A 26,937-nucleotide genomic window follows, 5' to 3' on the forward strand; every position below is an offset into this window, starting at 1 on the left:
GAATCAACAACGGCCAAGCAACAAGTACAAGGAGACAGGATGCGTATTCATATCACGTACACCGGCGGCACCATCGGCATGATCGAATCCGACCATGGGCTTGTTCCCGGCGCCGACATGCGCGGATGGCTGCGCCGCCTGCTTGGGGAAAGCGACGAGTTGCACGATGGGGATGTCACCTTCACCGAACTTGACCCGCTGATCGACTCGTCGAACGCGACCCCCGACAACTGGCAGACGATGATCGACGACCTGTGGGCCCACCATGATGAGGCCGACGCGTTCGTCGTGCTGCACGGCACCGACACGATGAGCTACTCCGCCGCAGCGCTGTCCTACGCGCTCACCGGTTTCGACAAGCCGGTGATTTTCACGGGTTCCCAGCATCCGCTCGGCAAAATCGAATCCGACGCGACTGCGAACGTGACCGGTGCGCTCAACGCGGCGTTGAGCGGCCACGCGAAAGGCATCTCACTGTTCTTCGGGCATCACCTGTTCGCCGGCAACCGCGTGACGAAAGCCTCGAGCTGGGCGTTCGAAGGCTTCTGCTCACCGTCCACCGGCACGCTCGCCTGCACGGGCACGCCCTGGCAGTGGGAGCCTTTCGACAATCCAGGCGAGGGCTGGACGAACCCGAAGCCGTATACGCGGCATGACGTGGCGGTTATCGACACGGTTCCCGGCATGAGCGCGAAGCGGCTCGCCGCCATGCTTACTCCCCGGCCTGAAGCTGTATTGCTGCGCGCGTACGGCGTCGGGAACATCCCCAGCCGCGAACCCGGGCTCGCGGACGTCATCGCGGGCACGCTCGACGCCGGAGTCCCGGTGATTGTCGCCTCGCAATGTGAACAGGCGAATGTGCTGCTCGGGCGATACGAAACCGGGGATGCCATCGCGAAAGCCGGCGCGGTCGGCACCGGCGATATGACGCTCGAAGCCGCATACGCGAAAATCATCTTCCTGTTGTCCCAAGGATTGGGCGGTACCGAGCTGTCCGCATGGATGGGCCGCTCCATCGCCGGCGAAATCACCCTGGAAAGCCACTGAGCCCCTCCCTCACCCCTGCTTCTGCCGACACTCACATACCGCTCACCGTCGGTACAACCTTCTGCTGACACTCACCACACGCTCAGTGTCAGCAGAAGCAGGGGGCGTGGAACGGGCTCAGTGGCGAGCAGCAATGCGGACGGAACGACGGCTAAACTTCAGGGAAATTCCAACATTCCCCGCTTGTCAATCATGCACTGGTAACGATTTCGCTCATACAATGGCGGTATGAGCGAAGATACAAAGACAAGAAAGACCGCTGCAACGACGACAGCCACAACAGCAACAACAACCAAAACAGCATCAAGCACCCGCACCGCCGCGACACGCAAGCGCACGACACGACGCAAAACCGCAGCCGCCACCGCCAAGACCTCCGCGGCGACCTCGGCACGCACCGCCGCCGCCGGATTCGGCCGCGTCGCAATCTATGACACCACCCCGCACGGCGAAACGACCCCACGCGTCGAACTTGGCGAACAATTCCATGTCAGCGCACAACTCGCTGCCGAACAAGGGCTCGTGCTCTCCGCCGCTGCAATCGTGCGCAATCCGCGCGGCAAGGAAACCCAGCGCCGCACCATGATCTGCACCAACCCCGGCCTGAGCCGCTGGGAAGTCGACGTGCAGGCCGGCGAGCCGAGCGACGCCCGCCCGTGGCAGTCCGGCTGGTCGGCGGTCAAACGTCAGCTGGGCGATTGGACGGTCAGCATTGAGGCGTGGCTCGACCCGTACGCCGCATGGTTCGAGCGGGCACGCAAGGCCGTCGACGCCCGAAAAGACGTAGAGAACGCGCTCGACGCAGGCGCCACCCTGTTGCGCCGCTGGGCTTCGACCCGTGACGCGCACCTGACCGCCGGCGAGCGCAGCACGCTGAAGAAAGCCGCCGATACGCTGGATGACCGCAAACTGTCGGTCGCCGAGCGCTTCGCCGCCGCCACGAATGACAACGTCACCGCCCTGCATGAGGCCAAGCCGCTGCGCGATGGCGTATCGGAAAGCGCCCCGAGGATGTTTCACGTGGAACGTCCAGGGTCCAGTTTCACCGCTTGGTATGATTTCTTCCCCCGTTCCGAAGGTGCCGTGGATGACGACGCGGCCGGTTTCACACACCCCGGCACGCTCGCCACTGCCATGTCCGGCCTTGAACGCGCCGCGGCCGAAGGGTTCGACACGGTGTGTCTGCCGCCGATCAGCCCGATTGGTGTAACCGGGCGCCGCGGCCGCAACGGCGTCGCCCATGCTGGCGTCCACGACCCGGGTTCCCCGTACGCTGTCGGCTCGGCTGACGGCGCCGCGGACAGTGTGGATCCGTCGCTCGGCACGATGGATGATGTCCGCGCGTTCACCACGAAAGCCCATGACCTGGGCCTTGAAGTAGCGCTTGACGTGTCGCTGTTCGTATCGCCGGATAATCCCTGGATCGCCGAACACCCGCAGTGGGTGCGCCGCAAGGCCGACGGCACGCCGGCCGATCCGCTCGACCCGCAGTCGGAGCGCAAGGATATGGTCCCGCTGGACTTCGATGCCGATCCGGACGGTATCGTCAAGGCGATCGTCCACACCTTGGACGTGTGGGTGAAAGCCGGCGTGACGGCGTTCCGCGCAGTCGAACCGTACCGTTGGCCGGCGCAGGCGTGGCAGCGAATCATCGAACAGACCCGGCACGCGCACCCGGAAGTGCTGTTCCTTGCGGAATCCTTCACCGCGCCCGCGATGATGGGCGCACTGAGCCGCGCCGGCTTCACCCAGTCGGACTGCTACTTCCCATGGCGCAACACCAAGCGCGAGCTGGAAGACTACCTGTTCGAGGCGAACAGCGACACCGCATACACGCAGCATGACACGTTCTGGCCGTCCACGCACCGCATTCTCACCGATTATCTGCGCGACAACGGCATCGCCGGCTACGCGATCCGCGCGGTGCTCGCCGCGACGGGCGTGCCGAGCTGGGGTATCGCCAGCGGCTACGAACTGGTGGAAAACAAGCAGCAGCCGGGCACGCAGGCCCCTGAGAATCCCGAGGAATACGAAATCCGCGTGCGCGACTGGAGCGAGGCCGACAAGTACGGCACCGCCAAGCTGCTTACCTCGCTCAACGCGATTCGCAGGCGTCATCCGGCTGCCCGCAGCTACCACAATCTGACAATCCTGGACAGCTCGGATGCGAACGTCCTCGCCTTCGCCCGCCACACGCCCGCCGAGCTGACGGCGGATGGCAAGCCGGACACGCTGATCGTGGTCGTGAACCTCGACGGCCATAACGCCCACCAGTCCATGATCCGCCTCGACCCGGCCGCGTTCGGCCTGCCCGCCGGCGAGCCGTTCACCGTGGCCGACGAGCTGACCGGCCGCACCTTCACCTGGACGAACGACAACTATGTCTCGCTCGCCCCGTGGGCCGATGTCGCGCACGTGCTGAGCATCAAGCGGTAGTTCCCGCATCCTGATTCTCGGTACCCGGCACGATTCGTCTCACGTGACATACGTGCCGGGTACCGAGTATCCTGAATAACGGAAATCCTGTTGTCTATCAAGGAGATTCGAAATGACAGAAACCTTCAATGTCGTCGTGGAGATTCCGCGCGGTTCCAAGAACAAGTATGAAGTGGACCATGAGACCGGTCGCGTCTTCCTGGATCGTACGCTGTTCACCGCCATGGGCTACCCGGATGACTACGGCTACATCGACGGCACGCTGGGCGAGGACGGCGATCCGCTCGACGCGCTCGTGATGATCCCGAATTCCGTGTTCCCGGGCTGCGTGGTCGAGTGCCGCGCTGTCGGCCTGTACCACATGGTCGACGAGGCCGGCGGCGACGACAAGGTGCTGTGCGTGCCTGCCGACGTGCGTTTCGACGACATCAAGGACATCGACGATGTCAACGAGTACCACAAGGCCGAAATCAAGCACTTCTTCGAGCAGTACAAGGCTCTGGAGCCGGGCAAGGAAGTCAAGCCGGGCGATTTCTGGGCCGGCGTTGACAAGGCCGAGGCCGAGATCAAGGCCGCGCGCGAACGTCTCGCCGCTTCCGAAGCCAAGTGAGGCATATGTACGGTTCGGCTTTCGGCTTGAAGCTATGGGATTGATAGCGATCGCCTAGGCATCCGCCGAACCTAGCTGTGCACATATCCGACACGAGGGGCCGTCCCGATTGGGGCGGCTCCTTTCGTTTGGGCGGGTTGCACGGGCTGCGTAGTCTGTGCAGTTAGCGTAATCGCACGGTCGGAGTGGTCAGCGTAGTTCACGTGCCAGGCGTAGTCCGCATAATCCGCGGCTTGTCTTTCAGCAGCGAGCGACTATACTTGGGCGGGTAATTTCGACATGCGAACAGATTCATGGGAATTCAAAGCCGCCCTACGCCGGCAGTCGCCGTGTCGGACCGTAAGGCGTAGGCGGTTAGCCGTCGAGGCCCATCCGCACTGCGGATGAACCATGCACTGACAATGACATCAAGCACCTCTTTGGTTGGTATTCTTCTCATCGCGCTTTCCGTTTCGATGGACGCGTTCGCCGTGTCCATCGGCAAGGGCCTGACCGTGCGCCGGGTACGCCCGTTGGACGCCTTCAAAACCGCCCTGTGGTTCGGCGGATTCCAGGCGCTGTTCCCGCTGCTCGGCTATCTGTTGGCCGACACCTTCAGCGGGTATGTGACGGCGGTGGACCACTGGATTATCTTCGGATTGCTCGCGCTGATTGGCGGCAACATGGTCCGCGAGGCGTTCGAGGAGGACGACGAGAACGCGCGCGAAACACCGCAGTTCGACTGGCGGCACATGCTGCCGCTCGCCGTGGCATGCAGCATCGACGCGTTCGCGATCGGGGTGAGTTTCGCATTCATGAAGGTGAACATCCTGTGGTCGGTACTGATCATCGGCGTGGTGACCGGCGCGTTCTCCGCCGCCGGCCTGCATATCGGACACGCGTTCGGCGCACGATGGCAGAAACCAGCACAGATTGCGGGCGGCGTAATCCTCATCCTTATTGGCATCAAGGTGTTGCTCGAGCATCTCGGCGTCATCGCCTGGTAGCGGCGGGCAGCGCCCGGTGGCATGGGCCGGGCGGACGGCGCGGCCGGCGGCATTCCCAACGGGCATCGACCGATAGCGCACCATCTCAGAGTTCCCGACCGACACCGCGCACAGCATATCCGAGATCGCACGCTTCCTGCCACAGGTTGCCGCAACTACACCCCCAATCGCACGACGCTGCGGCACACTCCACCCGGGATATCCAAGAAACCATCACATCGCCCGTACGCCGGGGCAGCGACCGCGCAGCCTCCGGCATATAGGGCCGCATCTACGTAATCCTGCCCGAAATAGCACTGCAACTATGGGAATCCGCCCCCGAGGATATCCCAGCGACACCCCGGCAACGGCGAATTGCGAACCCATCTCAGGCTAGCCACAACCGCCACACGCAGGAACCCCGAAGCCCCATCGCATCATCGGGTTCCTGCAGCCGAACAGCGCGAAAAAGTCAGTCCACAAATATCGGACCATACTGGCACAGCAGCAATGCCAGCGTCGCGGCGAACGCCACCAGCCCAAGCAGCATTACCGGCAGCAGGGCAATCCCGACCCACGGGGCCGGTACTGCCGGATCCGGATCAAAATCCTTGAGCCAGAACCGCGAGGCGATCACCATCAGCACCATGAGCGCCAACGCAATCACACTCACCACAATGGCAACCCAGGTTCCCGGCCCCGTGAACGACACGCAGGACGCCGCGACCACCACGAACAGCCAGCCAGGCATACTCGCCATCGCCACCACGCCGGTCAGGCTCTGCGACAGCGAGCGCAGCAGATCGGTATGCTCTTTGCGTGCCATCTGACGGGCGAAACCGATAACCGTGAACAGCGCAAGCAGCATGACATACACGCACGCCCAGTGAATCAGCGGAGTCGCGACAATCGTCAGCGCGTCATTCGCGTTCAACGACGGGTACAGTGTCCCGCTGCCGAGTGCGTTGAGCGCAAACACCAGCGAAATCAGACCTGCGAGCACGCCAAGCACACGATCAGTCCAAGTGCCGCGGAACGGCCAGAAAATCGTGAACGCCGCCATCGCCGCAACGCACAGCGGCACTTCGAGGAACAGGGCAAACTGGCCGAGCAGACTGGCGCCGACAAGCAGCACAAGCGCAATAACCTGCACGGCGAGTACGCCACGGTACGGACGGTGCGGGAGGGTGCTGTCGGGTTGTGTCTGCTCTACCATATCTATTCCTTCCGCCGACGGATGTTCCTGCCGTGGCACGGCGTCATGTGTCATCGTCATGCAACCGGGTGGTCCACAATGTTATGGGCATGTTACCGGCATGTGACGTCATGACGGAGTTCCTTACTCATTGTAGCCGCGCACTTGCCCATTCTCCGCCATATGGAAGCACCGCCCTTGAATGTCCTGATTGCCATAACATTACAGCTGTAAACTGTGTGAAAACCGTAATTCGACCGGAGGGCTACAACATGACTGATTTGACGTTGATGACCTCTGCCAGTGACCCCGCATCCGTATTGCCGTCGCTCGCGCTGCTTTCTCACAGGGTGCGCGTGCTGCCGATGGATGCGGCGAGTCTGGTGAAGATGCCGGAAAGCACCGTCTTGTTCCTCGACGCGAGGGACGATCTCGCCACCGCAAAGACCCTGTGCCGGCTGATTCACGCCTCCGGCCTGTCCACGCCGATCGTGCTGATTCTCACCGAGGGCGGATTCACGGTTGTCAACTCGCAGTGGGGCATCGCCGACGTCATCGTTGCCAACGCCTCCCCCGCCGAGGTCGAAGGTCGTTTGCGGCTGGTCACAGAACGCGGCAACACGCCGTCGGGCGTCCAGTCAAATACGGTCGGGGCACAGGACGCCGACGGGCTGATCCGTTGCGGCGACTTGGTCGTCGACACCAATGGATATACGGCAAGTCTGCACGGGCACCCGATTGATTTGGCCTACAAAGAATTCGAACTGCTCAAATATCTGGTTCAGCACCCCGGACGCGTGTTCACCCGCGCGCAGCTGTTGCAGGAAGTGTGGGGGTACGACTACTACGGCGGCACGCGAACCGTGGATGTTCACGTGCGACGTCTGCGTGCCAAGCTCGGCGGCGAATACGAGCATGTCATCGGTACGGTGCGCAACGTCGGCTACCGTTTCGACCCGCCGGAAGATGACAAGGACGACAGCGCCGCCCGCGCGAACGCTGCCCAGGGCTGATTTTGGGTTGGTTCGGGCGATTCAGGCTGATTCGGGCAGACTCAAGCCGCCGTTGTGCGAACCAATCCTCATACAACGCCGCCACCGTCACCTCACCAACGTCCGCCGCATCAGCAATTCGCCATTGGCATACAACCCGCGGTTGGACGGATGCCCGCTGTGCCTTATCATGCGGGTATGGCCAGCGAAAGCAAACGACACCGCATCGAGCGCATGCATGACGAGTACCAAATCCTATGCGAGGAGTTCCCCGCCCCGGCGTGCGCGTTGCATTTCACGAACCCTTTCGAGCTGCTGACCGCGACGATTCTGAGCGCCCAGACCACCGACAAGCGGGTGAATACAGTCACACCCGCGCTGTTCTCGCGCTACCCCGGACCGGCCGAACTTGCCGCCGCACGGGTGGAGGATGTCGAGGATATCATCCGGCCATTGGGCTTCTACCACGCCAAATCCCGCAATATCGTCGCGATGGCGCATGACGTGCACGAACGGTTCGGCGACACCGTCCCGCACACCATGGACGAGCTGACATCACTGCCCGGTGTCGGGCGGAAAACCGCGAATGTGGTGCTCGGCAACGCGTTCGGCGTGCCGGGCTTCCCCGTTGACACGCATGTGATTCGCGTGACCGGCCGCCTACGCTGGCGTACCGATTGGCGCAGCGCACATCCCGACCCGGTACATATCGAACGCGAGATCACCGCGTGCTTCCCGCCCGAGGAGTGGACCGATCTGTCGCACCGGCTGATCCTGCACGGCCGGGCGACATGCCATGCACGCAAACCAGACTGCGCCGCCTGCCCCCTCAACGACACCTGCCCCAGCGCCGGCATCTTCGGGTGAAGCACAACACCAGCGGCGATCGGCCATAACAAGGACGACCGAAAGACCTCCAGAAGACCGACGCCGTCTGATCGAAGGGGGTATGCAGGGCCGCGCATCGGCGGGGTTCGCGGTAGACTCGAATCATGACGAAGAAGCAGCAGGGAGAGCTCAGACGGTGGATTGCGTTCAGCGCTATCGTCATCGCCCTGTTCGTGCTGATCATGCTCGGCAAATCCATCGCGGAACGTAGCGGGGTTCTTGACGACGCCGGGCTGATCGGCTCTGATTCAACCATCGACGTCGGCCTCATCGATGCCCCGAAATCATTGGATATCCGCACCGAACAAGGCACCGCCGTCGAACAGGCCTTGCTCGGCAACGTCTACGAAACGCTTATCGGACGCGATGAGAACAACAAACTCATCCCCTCGCTCGCCAACAGCTGGTCCACGTCCAAGGACGGGCGGACTGTGACCCTCCATCTGCGCGGCAACGCGACATTTTCCAACGGTGACACGCTCGACGCCGACGATGTCGTCTGGTCGTTCAACCAAATCATCAGCAAGAAATACGTAGGCTACGAGCGCCTCGGGTACGTCGCCTCCGTGTCCGCAGACGACGCTCATACAGTGGTGTTGACGCTGCGTGAGCCTGACGCGACATTGTTGCGCGCGCTGTCGGGACGCGCCGGCATCGTCTACGACAGCACAGCGAATCTCGATTACACCACGCAAGCACTCGGTTCCGGCCCATTCATCGTCGGGCGGACATACGAGCAGGGTTCCACTATCACCCTGCAACGCAACGATCGGTATTGGGACAGTAAGAAAGCGGCGAGCGCCCAAGTCACCTTGCACTACTATGGCGACGAATCCTCGCTGCTCGGAGCCGCTGCCGAAGGCGAAGTAGAGCTCGCGCTGCCGCTGGAGCATACCAGCATCACGGATATCGGCAAACGCACCGGAATGAAAGCGGTCCAAGGTTCCAGCACATCCAAAGTGATGCTCGTCTTCAATTGCGGCACGGACTCACCGATGTCGGATTTGCGCACCCGCCAATCGTTCCGCTATCTGATTGACACCGCCGCCGTGGCATCCTCGGCGACAGACGCGAAACAGGCGCTCGGCGGCCCGATCGGCCCGCTGGAACCCGGCTATGAGGATCTGACGGGGCTCTACCCGCATGACCAAGCGAAGGCCGCGCAGATGCTCACCTATTATTCAACCCGGTATTTCGGCGATCTGACCTTCCTCGTACCCCAGGAATACCAGGCGCTCGGCGCGCAAATCAACGACTATCTCAAGCAGGGCACGTCGAATCTGACGGCGATCAATCCTGATATGCAGGTGGTCGATGACGCGACGCTGAGCCAGCGGTTGAAGAGCGGCGATTTCAAGATCGCGCTGGTTTCGGTCGACGGCACCGACAACGTGGACCTGTTCAACGGCGTGGACAACACCCTGCAATACCAGAACGGCGAGGCACAGCAGGAATACCAGCAGGCGGTCGCATCAACGAACGCCGCCGACTACGCCACGCAGATGGCAACGTTCGCACGCACGGTCAGCCAGGACGCTGCCGCGGCGTGGCTGTACGAGCGGGGTATCAATATCGCGGTCAACCCGAAGCTGAGCGGGTATCCGGTGAATCTGACCGATGAAATCCTCCCGCTCAAGAATCTCGCGCTGGAGAAGCACTGACCGGCGTCCGGCAGTTGTCAGCGTCGGCGTCGGTACCCGTCGCTAGCCATAGCCCACCATCACAAACTGACACCCACCATCATCAGCCGCAATCTGCCATCAACCGGAACCCGTTATCAGCCGCCGTTTGCCCGCAACCGACGCGAGCTGAACGGAACCGGCACGAAACCCGTCTTCCCGCCCGAAAGTCCGCTCCCCTGTTGTCATAATCGCTCCCTAAACTAGCGGTTATGACTGATCAGGACAATACCATCACCGCGAACCTGACCCCGCTGCCTGACAAGGTCGGCGTCGACGGGCTCGAAGACAAGTGGCGCAAGACGTGGGACGAATCCGGCGTCTATAAATTCCGCAATACACGCGACCGCAAGGCCGTCTATTCGATTGACACCCCGCCGCCCACCGTGTCCGGCCATCTGCATGTCGGTCACGTATTCTCCTACACGCATACCGATATCATCGCCCGGTTCAAGCGCATGCAGGGCTTCGACGTCTTTTATCCGATGGGTTGGGACGACAACGGCCTGCCTACCGAGCGCCGCGTGCAGAACTATTACGGCGTGCGCGTGGACACGTCCCTGAAGTACGATCCTGATTTCAAGCCGCCATTCGAAGGCACCGACGGCAAGAAGATCAACGCGAAGGACCAGGTGCCGGTCAGCCGCAAGAACTTCATCGAACTGTGCGAGCGCCTCACCAAGGAGGACGAGAAGCAGTTCGAGGAGCTGTGGCGGTCGCTCGGCCTGTCCATCGACTGGTCGCAGACCTACCACACCATCGGCGAGCATCCGCAGCGCGTCGCCCAGAAAGCCTTCCTGCGCAATCTCGCCCGCGGCGAGGCCTATCAGAAGGACGCTCCGGGCCTGTGGGACGTGACCTTCCAGACCGCAGTCGCCCAAGCTGAGCTGGAAAGCCGCGAATATCCCGGCTTCTATCACAAGATCGCGTTCCGTTTCGAAGACGGCACCCCGATTTACATCGAAACCACCCGTCCGGAACTGCTCGCCGCGTGCGGCGCGTTGATCGCCAACCCGGACGACGATCGCTATAAGCAGTATTTCGGCCAGTACGTCTATTCTCCGCTGTTCAAGGTCAAGGTGCCGATTCTCGCGCATCCGGCCGCTGAAATGGACAAGGGCGCAGGCATCGCCATGTGCTGCACCTTCGGCGACGTGACCGACGTCGAATGGTGGCGTGATCTGAAGCTGCCGACCCGCCCGATCATCCAGCGTAACGGCCGCATCATCATGAGCGTGCCGGATTGGATCGAGGACCCGCAAGGCCGTGCGATCTTCGAGGAGACCGAGGGCAAGACCACGTTCTCCGCCCGCAAGATCATCGTCGACCATCTGCGTGAATCCGGTGATATGGACGGCGAGCCGAAGCCCACCACTCGTATGACGAACTTCTACGAGAAGGGCGATAAGCCGCTCGAAATCGTCACCTCCCGCCAGTGGTACCTGAAGAACGGCGGCACCGACAAGAAGCTCAACGCCGAACTCATCGAGCGCGGCAACGAGCTCAACTTCCACCCGGACTTCATGCACGTGCGCTACGACAACTGGGTCAACGGCCTCAACGGCGACTGGCTGATTTCCCGCCAGCGCTTCTTCGGCGTGCCGTTCCCGCTGTGGTATCCACTTGATGCCAACGGCGAGCCGGATTACGAGCATCCGCTCACCCCGCGCGAGGACCAGCTGCCGATCGACCCGACCAACGACGTGCCGGAAGGCTACGACGAGTCCCAGCGTGACCAGCCGAACGGCTTCACCGCCGAGAAGGACATCATGGACACGTGGGCCACGTCATCCCTGACCCCGCAGATTGTGACCCACTGGGCCGAGCCGGGCGAGGAGAATGAGGCACTGTTCAAGGCCACGTTCCCGATGGATCTGCGTCCGCAGGGCCAGGACATCATCCGCACTTGGCTGTTCAGCTCCATCGACCGCGCGCATCTTGAGAACCATTGCCTGCCGTGGGCGAACGCCACGCTGTCCGGTTGGATTCTCGACCCGGATCACAAGAAGATGTCGAAGTCCAAGGGCAACGTCGTCGTGCCGAACAAGCCGATCAAGCAGTTCGGCGCGGACGCCGTGCGCTACTGGGCCGCTTCCGCGCGCCTCGGCCTGGACGCCACGTATGACGAGGGGCAGATGAAGATTGGCCGCCGTCTGGCCATCAAACTGCTCAACGCCACCAAGTTCGCGCTGGCCATCGGCCGCGAGGACGAAAACCATCATGTCGGCTCCCCTGCCGTCGCACAGTGGAATCCGGCCGACGTGACCGAACCGCTGGATCGCGCGGTCATGGCCAAGATGGCGCTTGTGATCCGCCAGGCAACGAACGCGCTGAACTCCTACGAGCATTCGAAGGCGCTCGAAGTCATCGAAAGCTTCTTCTGGCAGTTCTGCGACGATTACATCGAACTGGTGAAGAACCGTGCATACGGCACGGCCGATTCGACGGGCAAGACCCCGAGCGAGGCGGCAGTCAAGTCCGCGCGCACCACGCTGGGTCTGGGCCTGGACACCTTCGCCCGTCTGCTGGCCCCGTACCTGCCGTACGCGACCGAAGAGGTGTGGTCCTGGATGCACGCGGGCGAGGGCTCGGTGCACCGCGCCGCATGGCCGAAGCCGGAACCGTACGAGCAGGCCGCGTTCAAGGTCTCCCCGGACGTGCTCACCTATGCCGGCGAGGCGCTTGCCGCGTTGCGCAAGATCAAGTCCGAGGCGAAGGTCTCGATGAAGACGCCGATTCTGTCCGTCACGCTTGACGCGGTAGATGATGCGGCCGATTCCATCAAGTCCACGCTGGGCGACATCGCCGAGGCCGGACGTGTGGTCGGCAATATCACACTGGTGCGTGCCGGTGCCGCCATCAAGGCCGTGAAGCAGGCTGCGGCGGCTGCCAAGAGCGCTGCCGAGGACGCGAAGAACGAAGCCGATGCCGCGGTCGCCGTCATCGTCAAGGACAGCGAGCTCGGTGAACCGCCCGCCAAGAAGCCGCGCAAGTAAGCGCTGACGCCTCCCACGTCCTTCCCCACAAACTGGTTACGCTGAGCCCCCGCCCGGCGTAACCAGTTTGTATTTCTACCCAAACTAGCTACGCAATCAAGCCTCCCAGCGTAGCCAGTTTGGGTAGCATCACGGGGTGGTGAGGGTTACTGAAGGGTGGGTTTGGCGGATCAGAGTTCGTCGGTGACCATCAGGAAGCGGGCACCGGCGGTGTGCGTGTTGACCGGGGTGACGACGTCCCGCGATACACCTTCACGTCCGATGCGTGAGGCCTCAAGAGCCCCGACTGAAGATTGCGCGTCGACAGGAGCCACAACTTTGGCTTTGGCGGCACGCGCCTCGTCAATCGCCCGCTTCAACGCAGACGATGCAGACGCCCCATCCGGCGCCAACGTATCCACGGCATTCTTAATGATTTCGGCTGCAGTCTCCACGGCCACCACATCATTGACCGTCCCCGACATATCCGCCTCGATACCATGCGATTGCCGACCTGCGAGGCCATACAACGAACGCGTGGATGCAAGCGGGGCAGCAGGCGCAGCACTGCCATCACCACCAGCGGCAACAGAACCGCTTCCCGAACCGGCTCCAGCACCGGCACCATCAGCAGCCTTATCGTCAGCACGCACCCCGGCACCCGACTGCAAGGCATAAGCCGTCAAACCGTTCGCCGACACCGTCTTCCAATCCGCCGCCGCACTCTTGGATGCACCGGACGCATCACCAGTACCGGATTTGGCGACCAGCGCGGCCAGCGTGAGCAGCATCTTGCCCTGCCCCTCACGAGCTTTCGCCGCCGCCATCGTATCCAACGCGGCCTGAACTTTCTGATTGTCGGCCTTGAGGTTCTTGTTCGAAGCGAATTCGTCGTTCGTCTGCTCAATCGCCTGCTGCGCATACGTGGATGCACCCGACGCCGTGCCTCCGGTCATCTTGCTCAGATGCCGCGTATACGCGTCGGTATAGGCCATCGAAAACGGAATCATCGCATCGTGCATCATCTTCTGGCCGGTCTTGAAATCCTTGGCCGCACGTGAGGTCTGAGAAGCCGCCTGGCGTTTGAGATCAGCCGCCAAGCCAGTCGTTCCGCGCAATTCGATTTGCCGGATGGTGTCGTCAATCGCATCGGCCGCACCCTGATGTGCCCGCGCGGCACTGCGGTCATTGGTCGCATTGGAGATATCGGCGACAGCCCGCGCAACCGGAGTGTCGCTGTTCAATTCGCCCGCCGTGCCAAGCAGCGCGCTCATCTGCGTACTGTCACCGATTGAGCCGCTCAAATGCCCGGTGTACGAGGTCACATACGCGGCCATGTAATCATGGAAGGCCTGCTGGTATGCCGGGTCCGCAGCGGCGATAGCGCTTTTCGCCTTGTCACGTTCTGCGTCACGCATCGCTTTGAGCCGGTTGAGCAGCTTGGTATCATGTTTGCCACCGCCGATGGCGATATCCGACAGATTGCTGGCCCGTGTGGCGAGCGCGGTCATGGATCGGCTGAATTCCGCGGTATCGGAAGCTTCGACCGCAGCGACCGCCAACGGGCTCATCGAGCAGTGCTTCGCGGTGAAGAAAAAGTCAAAGGATGCGGTACGGGCGGGCCTGCCGACCGCGACGACCAGCATATCCGTGCCGTTTTGGGTCACGAGCGTGCCGCTGCTGCCGGTGATCTCGCTCGTGACTTTGGTCGGTACCGTGAACGCGATTACAGGAATCGTGGTGTTGGCGTAATCCGTGTCGGCAAGCGGATTCGGGGCTACGGTCACGTGCAGGCCGACCAGGCCGTTTGCCCCGCTGACCGCCGACGAATCGACATTCGGCCCGTTGAGACTGTAGCGCACATGCACACTCCAAGGCATCGCTTTGAGGCCACTGCTGACTCGGGTCAGAGTATTGGCCGCCGCGCCCGTAGCCTGTTCCTCGCCACCCACCGTTTGCGCGACAGGCTCGCCGTCCTCGCTGACCCCGTAATCGATGGCCGTGCCGGACTGGTCGATCTGGAAATCGTTGGCGATATACAGTTCGCCGGAAATCGTTCCCGCGTGCAGAATGCCGAACACATCTTGCGTTTTCGTGGCCACAGCGGTGCCGGAGGGATATTCCGCCTCGCGCGCGGGTGCCGCTCCCCCAGCTGCTATGGCGAGGGTCATCGCGCATGATACCGTCATGCCGCACACCCTGCCTGCAATCCTTCCTGGATGCTTGCCACGCCTTGTGCCGCGGGTCACCATCATCAGTGTCGTCTGCTCCTTGTTCCGTGGTATCGACTCAGCTTCATACCTCCGTCATATCCGGATTCGTCGGCCGTGCCGAACCTCACGCTCATGCGAATACATCCAGCACGCCGGGATCCCCTCCGGCGTCGGCGATGCGCTGATGACGTTTCTTGGCTTCTGTGACCACGAATTCCCGATACATTTCCGCGATTTGAGGATCAAGCCCGGCTTCCTGCGCCACCCGGTGGAGCCGTTTGATTTGGGCGTCCTCGCGCTTCCAATCGGCCGGCGCGAATCCCGCCTGCGCCTTGAGCACGCCCACTTCGGACGTGAATTTGAACCGTTCCGCGAGCAGCGAGACGATGGCCGTGTCCACATTGTCAATCGACTGGCGCAACGCCTTGATTTTGCGCACCGCCTGCGCAACTTCCGGATGCTCCTGCGCCTGCTGGGAATCGATGGTCGTATCCTGCCAATCACCATGTTCGGAATCGTTCATAATGTCCAAGATTATCAGCCTTGTCATACCAAGGACCGGCAGGCGCCGCCAAGCCGACGCGAAACCGAGCGCGGTGGGCGCGCCAAGCCGACGATTACCACTTTGCTGATGGCGGACCGTCAAGGGACGATCCGCCATCAGCAAAGTCAGCCATAACACCGGCCAACAACATCAGCCTTTCGTGCTGGCACACCTATCGCCGATTAAGGCGACAGGCAAGGCATCAGTTCGAGGACGAACCCACGCCCGACTGCTGAACCAGCGCTTTGAGGAAGTCACGGTTGCTGGGCGTCTTCTTGAGACGCGGCACCAGCGCCTGATACGCCTGCTCGGGTTCGAGCCCGCCGAACAGCCGGCGCAGACGGTAGATAATCGGCAGTTCCTGCGGCGAAGTGATGAGCTCTTCGCGGCGGGTGCCGGACGCGTTGATGTCCACGGCCGGGAACATGCGCTTGTCCGCCAAATCGCGGCTCAGACGCAGCTCCATATTGCCGGTGCCCTTGAACTCCTCGAAAATCACCTCGTCCATCTTCGAGCCGGTTTCCACCAGCGCGGTCGAGATGATGGTCAGCGAGCCACCGTTTTCGATGTTGCGTGCGGCGCCGAAGAACTTCTTCGGCGGGTACAGCGCCTGTGCGTCCACGCCGCCGGACAGAATGCGGCCCGACGCTGGAGCGGCGATGTTGTATGCACGGGCGAGACGGGTCATGGAATCCAGCAGCACAACGACGTCCTGGCCGAGTTCGACCAGACGCTTCGCACGCTCGATCGCCAGTTCGGCAACCATCGTATGGTCGGTCGCCGGGCGGTCGAAGGTCGAGGAGATGACTTCGCCCTGCACGGTACGTTCCATATCCGTAACCTCTTCAGGACGTTCGTCCACGAGCACGACCATAAGATGGACTTCCGGGTTGTTCACGGTGATTGCGTTCGCGATTGCCTGCAAGGTGATGGTCTTGCCGGCCTTCGGCGGGGAGACAATCAGACCGCGCTGGCCCTTGCCGATGGGGGCGACAAGGTCGATGATCCGCCCGATAAGCTTATTCGGCGTGGTTTCCTGACGAAGCCTCTCCTGCGGGTACAGCGGGGTTAGCTTGGCGAACTGCGGGCGGTTCGCCGCCTCGTCGACGCTCATGCCATTGATGCTGCTGATTGCCTGGAGCGGCACGAATTTCTGCCGCTGGTTGCGACGGTCACCTTCACGCGGGGTGCGGATGGTGCCTTGCACGGCATCGCCCTTGCGCAGGCCATACTTCTTGACCTGGCCCATCGAAACATACACATCGTTCGGGCCTGGCAGATAGCCGGAGGTGCGGATGAACGCGTACGAATCCAGCACGTCGACGATACCTGCGACCGGGACGAGCTCGTCATTCTGCTCCTCGCCGCGGCGGTCGTCAAGATCACGGCCGCGCAGACGACGATTGCCGCTCCTGCGGTCGTTACGATCGTTACGGTCATTACGGTCAGAACGATCCCCGCGATCGGAGCGGTCATTGCGATCATTTCTGTCGTTGCGCTCGATGCGATCATTGCGGCCCAATCCGCGACGACGTCCGAATGCACGGTCGTCACCGGCGTGTTCCTCGTTCTTCTGCGCAGGCAGGCTCGCAAGGATATCGTCAAGATCGCGCACTGCCTCTTCTTCGCGTTCCTGCACGCTCGAATCCGCACGACCTCCGCGACGGTGGATTTCAACGCGTTCATTGCCACGTTCATTGCCACGGTGACGCGTACGCATGCCTTCGCTGCTGTCTAGATCAAGCTGATCGAGCAGAGACGATCCCGCTGCTTCCCCAACATGACGATGGGCGCGGCGTTCATGCACGCGTGGCATCTGCAACTCGCCTTCCATCGAGGAAATCGCTTCGGTGTGCGCAATCGGGGGGACGCGCAACGACCTGCGATTGACGCGGGCCTCCGGTTGTTCGGATGCGGACTCGGTCGCCGGCTTAGACTCGGCGGCGGATTTGGACTGCGGCTCGGATACCGGCTTGGAAGCCGATGCGGAATCAGGCGCAGATGCCGCAGACTGCGGTTTCGTTTGTGATTGCGGTTGTTCCGGGGCAGAAGCGGCCTTCTTTACCGGCTTCGGCACGCGTACCGTGACGCCGGCCGGGGCTTGCCCTCCACTACGAGCCGCCTGCAACGTTGCGAGCAACTGGGGCTTACGCATGGTCGACGTACCGCGCAGGCCCATCTGCTTGGCAAGCTCCCTGAGCTCAGGCAGCTTCATTTCCTCAAGATTTTGGCTCATTGCCTAATGTTGCCTTTCTGTGGCTTCTACCGACGCTTCGCCGGCGAGCTGTATGACAAGATGCGGAAAAACCGCGATGAAACGTTCGATTATCACGGTCTTCAGACCCAACCGAACTTCATTTACTGTACAACGGAGCTGCGACCGGCGCAACACCCGTCCACGGCGACATGCCGCCCGCGACGAGCCCTCTGCCGCCAGACGGTGCAGACAGTCCAGACGGTCCCAACGGTCCCGACGATACAGAACAGCCCGCCGACCCGATGCCGGGAGGGCGGGCTGAGGCGACACTCGCGACGCGCCGCTACTTCTGCTCGTGATAGGACTTATCGGTATTCACCGACCACACGTTCTTCTTCGAGGTCTTGCCGGTCTTGATGTTGTTGACTGCCTCGATCGCCGTGGCCATGGAATGGTCCATGTTGTTGTAGCGGTGCTGGCCGTTGCGGCCCACGCAATACAGATTGCCGAAGGAATCAAGGTACTCAACGAGTTCCGGCATCTGCGCGTACGTGTCGAAATACGCAGGGTAGGCCTTCTTGACGCGCTCGCGATGCGAGTCCAGAACATCCTGAGGGCCGTTGATAACGCGCATGCGAGTCATTTCCTCGATGGCGAACTTGGTGGCTTCCTCATCGGTCATATTCCAGAAATCGTCGCCTTCCTTGCAGAAGTATTCAAGGCCGATCCACACGGTGTCATCGACGTCCTTGACCAAGTACGGGCTCCAGTTATTGAACACCTGGATGCGTCCGACCTTGTAGCCCGGATCCTGCACGTAAATCCAGCAATCCGGCACAATAGGCGGGTTGCCGAGCGTGGGGATGCCGGTGGTGTTCTTCAGGCGAAGATGCTTGACCAAGAGACCGACGGTCACGAAATCGCGGTACGGCAGGCCGTTGGCGATCTCGGTGATGTCCTTCGGAGCCGGCTTGTCCGACTCGTCCACCGCGTTGATAAGATCCTTGACCGGCATGGAGGAGATGAACTGGTCAGCCTTGAGCTCGGTGCGGTTGCCCTCATGGTCGACGTATACGACCGAGGCGATCTTGCCGCCTTCCTGCCGCACTTCAACAACCTTGGCGCCGGTGATGACTTTGGCGCCGGCCTGCTCGCAATTATGCTCGACCGTCTCCCACAGCTGGCCCGGACCATACTTCGGATACCAGAACTCTTCGATCAGCGAGGTCTCGACCTCTTTCGAATCGCGCTTCTTCGGCAAGAGCTTCTGGAATGCGTTCTTCAGCACGCCCATGATGCTCAGGCCCTTGACACGCTGCGAACCCCAATCCGCGGAAATCTGGCTGGGGTGACGGCCCCACAGCTTCTCCGTGTAACCTTCGAAGAACATCGAATAGAGTTTGCGGCCGAAACGGTTGATGTAGAAGTTCTCCAGATTCGTTTCCGGCAGCTTGTGGAACACGGACTTCAAATAGCTGAAGCCGGCAACCATGGTGAGCTTGAAGCCCATGGCCTTGAGCGTATTGGCTGACAGGGAAATCGGGTAATCGAAGAAGTGATGGTTCCAGAAAATACGGGAGACGCGGTGGCGCTTGAGCATCACCTTGTCTTCCTTCTCCGGATCCGGGCCGCCCGGCTCCAGATCGTGATGGCGACCGAGCTTCTTGTCGTCATAGGAAGGTGCGCCCTGCAGCGGCAGCACCTCCTTCCACCAATCCATGATGCGGTCATCCTTCGAGAAGAAGCGGTGACCACCGATATCCATGCGATTGCCGTTATGCTTCACAGTACGTGAAATACCGCCGAATTCACCGGTCTCCTCGAGCACTGTCACGTCGTACTGCTCGGCGCCGCCCTTCTTCACCAGTTCCCACGCGGCAGTAAGACCGGCGGGACCACCGCCGATAATCACGACAGACTGCTTCTGTGCCACAATGACCTCCTGAACAACACAACAAATCAGTGAAACTTTACATGATTCGGCGCATCATGGACGCCGAAGCCGAAAAAATACACGAATAAACCGTATGTCATGCTAGCACTCCCCGCCACCAAAAGGCGGGGAGTCTCGCAAACCGTGTCAAGTCAACGAATCCGGGATATCGATATCCGTCTTCTGGACTTCCTCAACATTCACGTCTTTGAACGTGACGATACGCACGCTTTTCACGAAACGGGAGGAACGGTAGACATCCCACACCCACGCATCCGTCAGCTGCACGTCGAAATACACGTCCTGACCGGCGGAACGCACGTTGAAATCGACTTTGTTCGCCAAATAGAAACGACGTTCCGTCTCCACGACGTAGGTGAACAGCTTGATGACGTCCCGGTACTCCCGGTACAGGGCGAGTTCGGCGTCGGTCTCGTAATTGTCAAGATCTTCCGCACTCATGCGTCTTCCTCCGTCCTGCGCTCGCGCCTGCGGCCGATGGTGCGCCACCACGCCTGCTTCGAGGGCTGACGGTCATGCGAGCTGTGCGGCCAGTTCTCCTCGCCATCCAGCGTGTGATGGCCGGGGGCGCCGGCAGATGCTTGGCTTTGGGCGGTGTCGGCTTGTCCGGAATGGTCGTCGGCAGACCGGTTATCTCCCGAGATGCCCGGTGCGGCATCGCCTGCGGACGTGCTGGTCCCTTCAATCGTGCCGTCCGCCCGGCCGTTCGTGTCGTTGCCGGCTTGATCGGCGCCATCGCGACGGGTCTGGTCGCCCTCGTCGCCCGCATGTGACGCATGGTCGCCGCCATCCGCCGGATGCTCGCGCTTGCGGATCGCCAACGAATGCTCGCGCGCGCACAGCGCCTCTTTGACGCCCGGATTGTCTTCGAACACATGCATGCCGAAGACCTCCAACGAGTGGATCGGATCGTATTCGTCGGTTAGCATATCCATGACGATCAAATCCTGATACTTGTTGTTCTCAGCGTCCCACAGCGCGTCGCGCGACGTGCCCGAGGGAATGAAGCCGAGGGACTGGTACACGGATAGTGAACGCGTGTTCTTCTCCGGCACAGCGACCCAGATGCGATGCATGCCAAGGCCGGCGGGCCTCGGAGCGAAGCCGAAGGTCATGACACGAGGCATCGCGTCACGCGAATAGCCGCGGCCACGGTAATCCTTGCCAAGCACGACTTGGATTCTGGCGGAACGCGACCATCCGTCGATATCGATGAGGAAAATCATGCCGATGACGTTGTCCGTCGCCTCTGCGTCAACAATGCCATCGCCGTCACGGTCGGCGTCGGTCAGAATCGCCCACGCGATGGTGGGACGCGATTCTGGGTCTGCCACCCCACTGTCCACGGACGCGCGGCCCTCTGCCCATGCGACGGAACGACGCACCCACGCGTTGACTGCCGCACGTTCAGATTCGCGGTCTTTGCCGGTAATCCCGGATGCGTTGTAAAACGCGTCAAGCTGATCGAGACGCCCCAAATCCTCGATGCTCGCTGGACGCAGATGAACCATCTCCCCGCGAATTTCGGGAATGGTGATGCGGGCGGGCAGTTCGCGGCGATCTTCGCCGCTGACCGCACTATTGACAGCACTGGTGACCGTACCGTTTACTGTGCTGTCCGCCACTGACTGTGTTTGTTCAGACATTCGCTTTCATCCTCATAAGCGTTACCAATACGGTCCCATTCTACCGAGTTGGGTAACAAGTTGCAGGATTTCGGGCGAACCTGTACGGAACTTGCGAATACGTACCCCCGGCGCGCCCCAGCACACCCCCGGCATCCCCTCGACGCACCTAGGGATGTCCCGGTACGCCCCGCGAGAACGCCATCCTCCACTTTCTACCGACGCTCACGTATCTGCCGGCGTCGGTAGAAGGGTTCGGGTTTGGCGGTACGAAACAGCCCCACAGGGCGTTTGGCTCTGTGGGGCTGTCGTTGGTGATGTCGGGCGGCTGCACTCATTGAGCGCAGTCACTCAGCGCAATCAGTCTGCCCGATTCGCTCAGTGCAGCTTCTTCATGACCAATCCGCTGACCGCCTTGGCGTCAGCCTGGCCCTTGGTCGCGCGCATCACGGCACCGATAATCGCTCCCATCGGCTTCATGTTGCCGCTCTTGAGCTTCTCGACGATGTCGGGGTTGTCGGCGAGCGCCTTGTCCACCGCGGCTTCGAGTGCGCCCGTGTCCTGGACGACCTCATAGCCGTGCTTCTTGACGACCTCGTCCGGGGTGCCTTCACCGGCGAGCACACCGGAGACGGTCTTCTTCGCGAGCTTGTCGTTGAGCTTGCCGGAAGCGATGAGCTTCTCGACTTCGGCGACATCGGCAGGGGTGATCGGCAGTTCCTCGAGCGAGACGCCCTTGGCGTTCGCCTCACGCGACAGCTCGCCGAGCCACCACTTCTTCGCACCGGAAGCGGTGGCGCCGGCCTTGACGGTGTCCTCGATCAGGTCGAGCGCGTCGGCGTTGATGACGTCACGCATCTCGAGATCGGAGAACTTCCACTCGCCCTGCAAACGGTTGCGGCGTTCACGCGGCATCTCCGGCATATCCTTGGCGATGCGCTCGATATGCTCCTTGGTGATGTGCAGCATCACTAAATCAGGATCCGGGAAGTAGCGGTAATCGTCGGCGTCGGTCTTGAGACGGCCGCCGGCGGTGGTCTGCGAAGCCTCATCCCAATGGCGGGTCTCCTGCAGCACCTCGCCGCCGTCGCTCAAGAGCGCGGCCTGACGGCGGATCTCGTAGACGATGGTCTTCTCGATGCCACGGAAGGAGTTCACGTTCTTCGTTTCCGAACGCGTACCCAGCGGGTCGGTGGGCTTGTTGCGCAGCGACACGTTGACGTCGGCACGCATATTGCCCTGCTCCATGCGGGCGTGGGAAATACCCAGGGCGCGCACGATATCGCGCAGCGTACGCATGTAGGCGCCTGCGATTTCCGCGGCGCGCTCGCCCGCACCCTCGATCGGCTTGGTGACAATCTCGATAAGGGGGACGCCGGCGCGGTTGTAGTCGACGAGCGAATGGTCGGCGCCTTCGATACGGCCGTCGGCACCACCCACGTGGGTGTTCTTGCCGGCGTCGTCCTCGATGTGCGCACGCTCAATCGGCACGCGGAAGATCGAGCCGTCATCCAGCTCGACATCCAGGTAGCCGTTGCCGTTGGTCGGCTTGTCATACTGCGAGATCTGATAGTCACGCGGCATATCCGGGTAGAAGTAGTTCTTGCGGGCGAACTGGCTCCATTCGGCGATTTCGCAGTGCAGGGCGAGGCCCAGCTTGATGGCGAAATCGACGGCGGTCTCGTTGATCACCGGCAGGCTTCCCGGCAGGCCGAGGCTCACCGGGGTCAGCTGGGTGTTCGGTTCGCCGCCGAACTCAATGTGTGCCGGGCAGAACAGTTTGGTGTTCGTGCACAGCTCGACGTGGGTCTCCAAGCCGATCACCGGGTCGAACCGCTTGACGGCTTCAGAGAATTTCATCAGTTTTTCAGCCATTTGTCTTCGTCCTCCGGTTTCAGGCGTTCAGCCACGGCGTGGCCATCTTCGTGAGGATATTGCCGCCCCACTGCTCTTCCAAAGCCGCTTCCAATGCGGCGGCGGGCTTGTACATGGCCTCGTCGTGACGCTGCGGCGCGAAGAACTGGAAGCCGACCGGCATGCCGTTGTCCGACAGGCCGCACGGGATGGACATGGCAGGCACACCGGCCATGTTCGCAGGGATAGTCGCCACGTCGCCCAGGTACATGGACAGCGGGTCGCTGGTCTTCTCGCCGAAGTGGAACGCGGTGCTCGGAGCGGTCGGGGACACGAGCACGTCAACCTGGTCGAAGGCCTTGTTGAAGTCGTCGATCACCAGGGTGCGCACCTTCTGCGCGGAACCATACCAGGCGTCGTAGTAGCCGGCGGACAGCGCATACGTGCCGAGGATGATACGGCGCTTGACCTCGTCGCCGAACCCGGCTTCACGCGTGTAGGCCATCATGTTGGCGGAGGTCTGCGGCACACCGGCGGGCGGCATGACGCGCAGGCCGTAGCGCATGCCATCGTAGCGGGCCAGGTTGGAGCTGACTTCAGACGGCATGATGATGTAGTACGCGCCCAGCGAGTACGGCAGATGCGGGAGGCTGACTTCCTTGACTTCTGCGCCCATGGATTCCAGCAGCTTGACCGCTTCGTTGAATCGGGCGGCGACACCGGCTTCAAAGCCTTCGCCACCGATTTCCTTGATCAGGCCGACGCGCACGCCCTTCAGGTCACGCTTCAGGCCTTCGCGGGCTGCCGCTGCGACCGGCGGGACCGGAGCGGGGATGGACGTGGAGTCACGGCGATCATTGCCGCCGATAACCTCGTGCAGCAGCGCGGTGTCCAGCACGGTACGGCCGCACGGGCCGATCTGGTCGAGCGAGGACGCCATGGCGATGGCGCCGTAGCGGCTCACACCGCCGTAGGTGGGCTTGACACCCACGGTTCCGGTGAACGCACCCGGCTGACGGATGGAACCGCCGGTATCGGTGCCGAGGGCGAGCGGCGCCTCATAGGAGCCGACCGCGGATGCGGAACCGCCGCCGGAACCGCCCGGGACACGGGTCGCATCCCACGGGTTGTGGGTGTTGCCGAACGCGGAATGCTCGGTCGAAGAGCCCTGTGCGAACTCATCAAGGTTGGTCTTGCCAAGAATCGGCATGCCGGCGGCCTTGATCTTCTCAATAACCGTGGCATCATACGGCGGCACCCAGCCTTCGAGAATCTTGGATGCGGCGGTCGTAGGGATGCCCTTGGTGACGATCATGTCCTTGATCGCAATCGGCACGCCGGCAAGCTCCGGCAGGCCTTCCGTATCTCCCGCGGCGAGCTTCTTGTCGAAGGCGTCGGCCTGGGCGAGCGCCTCCTTGCCGGAGACGTGCAGGAAGGCGTTGACCGTGGGCTCTGCGGCCTCGATGACGTCGAGGTGCGCCTGGGTCAGTTCGCGGCTGGAGACCTCTTTGGAACGGATTTTCTCCGCCATCTGTGCGGCGGACAGTTTCACGAGTTCAGTGGCGTTGCTCATGGATCACTCTCCCAGGATCTGCGGGGCGACGAACATGCCCTGGTCGGTCGCGGGGGCGCCGGCGAGCGCCTCCTCCTGCGTCAGCGGGGTCACGGCGACATCGGGGCGCAGGTACGCCTCAAGCGGGACCGGGTTGGCCGTCGGCGGGACATCGTCCGTGGCCACTTTCTGGACTTCGTCGATCGCGTCGGCGACGGCGTTGAGTTCGCTCTGCATACGGGTGATTTCCTCATCCGTCAGGGCGATTCTGGCCAAATCGGCCAGATGCTCGATTTCTTCACGTGTGAATGTTGCCATGCCCTCCACTATATGAGCCGAGTGTGACGTACCGAATGCGCAGGAAGCGCAAGAATACTCCCCACTCACACAAGCAGCGACGCACAACTCCAACGCCAAGGGCCTTGTGCGGAACCCGGATATGGTTCCAACACAAGGCCCTTGAAGGTCAGCTCGTGGATTACTCAATTCGTGAGCGGCGTATGGTCGCGTTCACACGGTCGCGTTTCGACGCGAACGCACGACCACGATGACACCCGCGGTGCCGAGCAGCGCCGCGATGACAACCATGAAGGCGATGCCCATGCCACCGGTGAGCGGCAGCTACGCGATGCCGCGCACGTTCTCGACGGTCAGCGCATTGCTGCCGTTCGTGTCAACCGAGGTCGGCGTGACCAGACCGTACAAGTCCGAAGTCGTGGAATCGTCGAACACAACCTTCGCCCCCTGATTGCTGATGGTGGCCATGAAGCCCAGCTTCAAGGTGATATACCCGCTTGGGGCGGACACCTCGGTGATCTTGTACGAAGTGTCCACGCCTTGGGCGAGACCATCGAAGGTCACCGTGCCGTCCGTCTTGGAAATCGCCTCGTCATTACCGCAGGACTTGTCGCAGTTGGCACTGCCATTGACGTAGCCGGAAGGCAGCACGAACTGCTCGGGAGCGGAGGATTCGATCTTGAACCGCGCCCCGGCGAGCGGCTTGCCGGCGGCATCGACCTTCTTGAAAGTCAGCGAGGCGAGCACCGTGTGCGCGTACTTCTTCTTGGCGGGCAGCGTGCTCATGTAGAACTCGTTGTCGACCTGGCCGGCGGCATCGGACGTGACGACGGCATTGTACGAGACGTGCATGGCGTAGCCGCTGCCGATGTGGTTCTGTCACTTGGCGAGCGTGCTCTTGGTGAACCGCACGGTGATGGTGTGGCCGGTCATGCCGGTGGTGTCAGGCCTTGATCACCGCGGACGACCCGCTGTCAGCGGCCGCACCGGGGCCGTCGATGACCGCATGTTGGGCGACCCAACTGTGCATGGCGACCGCAGCCGCCGCACCCGCATTGATGGAACGGACGGACCCGAACTGCGAAATATACACCACATCATCGGCTTCGTCGAGCGCCGCCTGTGACAGGCCGGGGCCTTCCGCGCCGAACAGCAGCAGACAGCGTTCCGGGAATCGGTATCGTTCGATGGGAACGGCCCCCGGGATGATATCCAATGCGATGATTTTCGCCTGGCGCAGTATCTCCAGCCGGCGTGCCGACCGTGCTTGTTCGCGCTGTTCGACGGATGTCAACGCTCTATGCGCGATGGAGGCGCGGATGTCACGCGCATTGGCACGCGACTGTTCAGCGGCGATTTCGCCTGCGATGCGAAAACGCCATGATGTCGCCAGTTCTTTGATTGACGGATGATAATCGACGTGTTGGTACAGCTCGGTCATCAACGCGCCTTTGCGGTTCCACTTGTGCGGGCCGACGATATGGACACGGGACGCGCCAAAGGCGTTGGCGCTGCGGACCGCCGACCCGATGTTGAAGTCGTGCGTCCAGTTCTCGACCGCGATTTCGAAGGGGTAGCGGCTGCGGTCGTCAAGGTCGGCCTTGATGGCCTCCACAGTCCAATACCGGTACCGGTCAAGCACGTTGCGGCGGTCTCCCTGGTCAAGGAGCTCGGTGTCGTAACGAGCATCGAATCCGGGCGTACCGGGCACATCCGGGCGCGGCTCGCCTGGATGCTCCTGCGACCACGGGCCGACGCCAATCTCGCGGAATTCCGGCTCCCCCGATGCCTGCACCTGCTTGGTGTATTCGCTTGGTTCGTGCACCTGCTGCCTGCCTTGCCTGCTTTTTCTGCTTTGCCTGCTTTGTTGTTGCCCTGATTGCCTTGACACCGGACCGCGCGAGACGGCCGATA

The 26,937-nt window shown here is 61.9% G+C and carries 21 protein-coding genes; 8 read left to right on the forward strand and 13 right to left on the reverse strand.

The window, feature by feature from the left end; all coding sequences use genetic code 11:
- Window positions 1-39: 39 nt before the first annotated feature.
- The 4 genes from ACTQYB_RS04765 (at window position 40) to ACTQYB_RS04780 (ending at window position 5,079) form a co-directional block, all read left to right on the forward strand.
- A complete protein-coding gene (locus ACTQYB_RS04765; RefSeq protein ID WP_321046175.1) occupies window positions 40-1,047 on the forward strand; it encodes an asparaginase in 1,008 nt (335 codons plus the stop codon).
- Between the two features lie 228 nt (window positions 1,048-1,275).
- Entirely contained in the window at window positions 1,276-3,483 is a 2,208-nt protein-coding gene (locus tag ACTQYB_RS04770) for a maltotransferase domain-containing protein (RefSeq protein WP_441482039.1), read from the forward strand.
- A 112-nt stretch (window positions 3,484-3,595) separates the two neighbouring features.
- Window positions 3,596-4,093 carry an inorganic diphosphatase gene (locus tag ACTQYB_RS04775; protein ID WP_441482040.1) on the forward strand — a complete coding sequence of 166 codons (498 nt, stop codon included), beginning with the start codon at window positions 3,596-3,598 and terminating at the stop codon, window positions 4,091-4,093.
- A 401-nt stretch (window positions 4,094-4,494) separates the two neighbouring features.
- Window positions 4,495-5,079: a manganese efflux pump MntP gene (locus ACTQYB_RS04780; protein ID WP_033506187.1), complete on the forward strand. Its 585-nt coding sequence runs from the start codon at window positions 4,495-4,497 to the stop codon at window positions 5,077-5,079.
- 451 nt (window positions 5,080-5,530) lie between these two features.
- Here the strand turns inward: ACTQYB_RS04780 and ACTQYB_RS04785 are convergent, their stop codons facing one another.
- Window positions 5,531-6,274 (reverse strand): hypothetical protein, encoded by a 744-nt coding sequence (locus ACTQYB_RS04785; RefSeq protein WP_441482041.1) that lies wholly within the window; start codon window positions 6,272-6,274, stop codon window positions 5,531-5,533.
- 251 nt (window positions 6,275-6,525) lie between these two features.
- Between ACTQYB_RS04785 and ACTQYB_RS04790 the strand changes: the two genes are divergently transcribed.
- The 4 genes from ACTQYB_RS04790 to valS all read left to right on the forward strand — a co-directional run bounded on the left by ACTQYB_RS04790 (window position 6,526) and on the right by valS (window position 12,808).
- On the forward strand, window positions 6,526-7,266 hold the full coding sequence (locus ACTQYB_RS04790) for a winged helix-turn-helix transcriptional regulator (RefSeq protein ID WP_441482042.1): 741 nt from the start codon (window positions 6,526-6,528) through the stop codon (window positions 7,264-7,266).
- Window positions 7,267-7,443: 177 nt separating this feature from the next.
- Entirely contained in the window at window positions 7,444-8,112 is a 669-nt protein-coding gene (nth, locus tag ACTQYB_RS04795; RefSeq protein WP_321046169.1) for an endonuclease III, read from the forward strand.
- A 125-nt stretch (window positions 8,113-8,237) separates the two neighbouring features.
- Window positions 8,238-9,794 carry an ABC transporter substrate-binding protein gene (locus ACTQYB_RS04800; RefSeq protein ID WP_441482043.1) on the forward strand — a complete coding sequence of 519 codons (1,557 nt, stop codon included), beginning with the start codon at window positions 8,238-8,240 and terminating at the stop codon, window positions 9,792-9,794.
- Between the two features lie 230 nt (window positions 9,795-10,024).
- Entirely contained in the window at window positions 10,025-12,808 is a 2,784-nt protein-coding gene (valS, locus tag ACTQYB_RS04805; RefSeq protein ID WP_441482044.1) for a valine--tRNA ligase, read from the forward strand.
- Between the two features lie 170 nt (window positions 12,809-12,978).
- On the opposite strand, the gene ACTQYB_RS04810 is transcribed toward valS, so the two are convergent.
- From ACTQYB_RS04810 to ACTQYB_RS04865, 12 genes are all read right to left on the reverse strand, one after another.
- Window positions 12,979-14,976, reverse strand: coding sequence for a hypothetical protein (locus ACTQYB_RS04810; protein ID WP_152570352.1), 1,998 nt, complete (start codon window positions 14,974-14,976; stop codon window positions 12,979-12,981).
- 154 nt (window positions 14,977-15,130) lie between these two features.
- A complete protein-coding gene (locus tag ACTQYB_RS04815) occupies window positions 15,131-15,523 on the reverse strand; it encodes a chorismate mutase (RefSeq protein ID WP_015451095.1) in 393 nt (130 codons plus the stop codon).
- Between the two features lie 223 nt (window positions 15,524-15,746).
- A complete protein-coding gene (gene rho / locus ACTQYB_RS04820; protein WP_441482045.1) occupies window positions 15,747-17,780 on the reverse strand; it encodes a transcription termination factor Rho in 2,034 nt (677 codons plus the stop codon).
- Between the two features lie 304 nt (window positions 17,781-18,084).
- Window positions 18,085-19,674, reverse strand: a complete 1,590-nt coding sequence (locus ACTQYB_RS04825) for an NAD(P)/FAD-dependent oxidoreductase (RefSeq protein ID WP_441482046.1) — start codon at window positions 19,672-19,674, stop codon at window positions 18,085-18,087.
- Window positions 19,675-19,821: 147 nt separating this feature from the next.
- Entirely contained in the window at window positions 19,822-20,136 is a 315-nt protein-coding gene (locus ACTQYB_RS04830) for a DUF2469 domain-containing protein (RefSeq protein ID WP_015451098.1), read from the reverse strand.
- Window positions 20,133-21,206 (reverse strand): GNAT family N-acetyltransferase, encoded by a 1,074-nt coding sequence (locus ACTQYB_RS04835; RefSeq protein ID WP_321046501.1) that lies wholly within the window; start codon window positions 21,204-21,206, stop codon window positions 20,133-20,135. Before ACTQYB_RS04835 ends, ACTQYB_RS04830 begins: the two co-directional genes overlap by 4 nt.
- Before the next feature lie 492 nt (window positions 21,207-21,698).
- Window positions 21,699-23,195, reverse strand: a complete 1,497-nt coding sequence (gatB, locus tag ACTQYB_RS04840) for an Asp-tRNA(Asn)/Glu-tRNA(Gln) amidotransferase subunit GatB (protein ID WP_015451100.1) — start codon at window positions 23,193-23,195, stop codon at window positions 21,699-21,701.
- A gap of 19 nt (window positions 23,196-23,214) precedes the next feature.
- Window positions 23,215-24,747, reverse strand: coding sequence for an Asp-tRNA(Asn)/Glu-tRNA(Gln) amidotransferase subunit GatA (gene gatA / locus ACTQYB_RS04845; protein ID WP_331335396.1), 1,533 nt, complete (start codon window positions 24,745-24,747; stop codon window positions 23,215-23,217).
- 3 nt (window positions 24,748-24,750) lie between these two features.
- Window positions 24,751-25,044: an Asp-tRNA(Asn)/Glu-tRNA(Gln) amidotransferase subunit GatC gene (gatC, locus tag ACTQYB_RS04850; RefSeq protein ID WP_026503207.1), complete on the reverse strand. Its 294-nt coding sequence runs from the start codon at window positions 25,042-25,044 to the stop codon at window positions 24,751-24,753.
- A gap of 192 nt (window positions 25,045-25,236) precedes the next feature.
- Window positions 25,237-25,347, reverse strand: a complete 111-nt coding sequence (locus ACTQYB_RS04855) for an LPXTG cell wall anchor domain-containing protein (protein WP_441482056.1) — start codon at window positions 25,345-25,347, stop codon at window positions 25,237-25,239.
- Window positions 25,348-25,875: a prealbumin-like fold domain-containing protein gene (locus ACTQYB_RS04860; protein WP_273302477.1), complete on the reverse strand. Its 528-nt coding sequence runs from the start codon at window positions 25,873-25,875 to the stop codon at window positions 25,348-25,350. It abuts the gene before it with no gap.
- Between the two features lie 91 nt (window positions 25,876-25,966).
- Complete coding sequence (locus tag ACTQYB_RS04865; protein WP_441482047.1) at window positions 25,967-26,848, reverse strand: TrmH family RNA methyltransferase; 882 nt, start codon at window positions 26,846-26,848, stop codon at window positions 25,967-25,969.
- Between the last annotated feature and the right edge of the window lie 89 nt (window positions 26,849-26,937).

Origin of the sequence: Bifidobacterium sp. LCP19S3_E9, assembly GCF_052121135.1 — a bacterium.
Taxonomy (GTDB): Bacteria; Actinomycetota; Actinomycetes; order Actinomycetales; family Bifidobacteriaceae; genus Bifidobacterium; species Bifidobacterium thermacidophilum.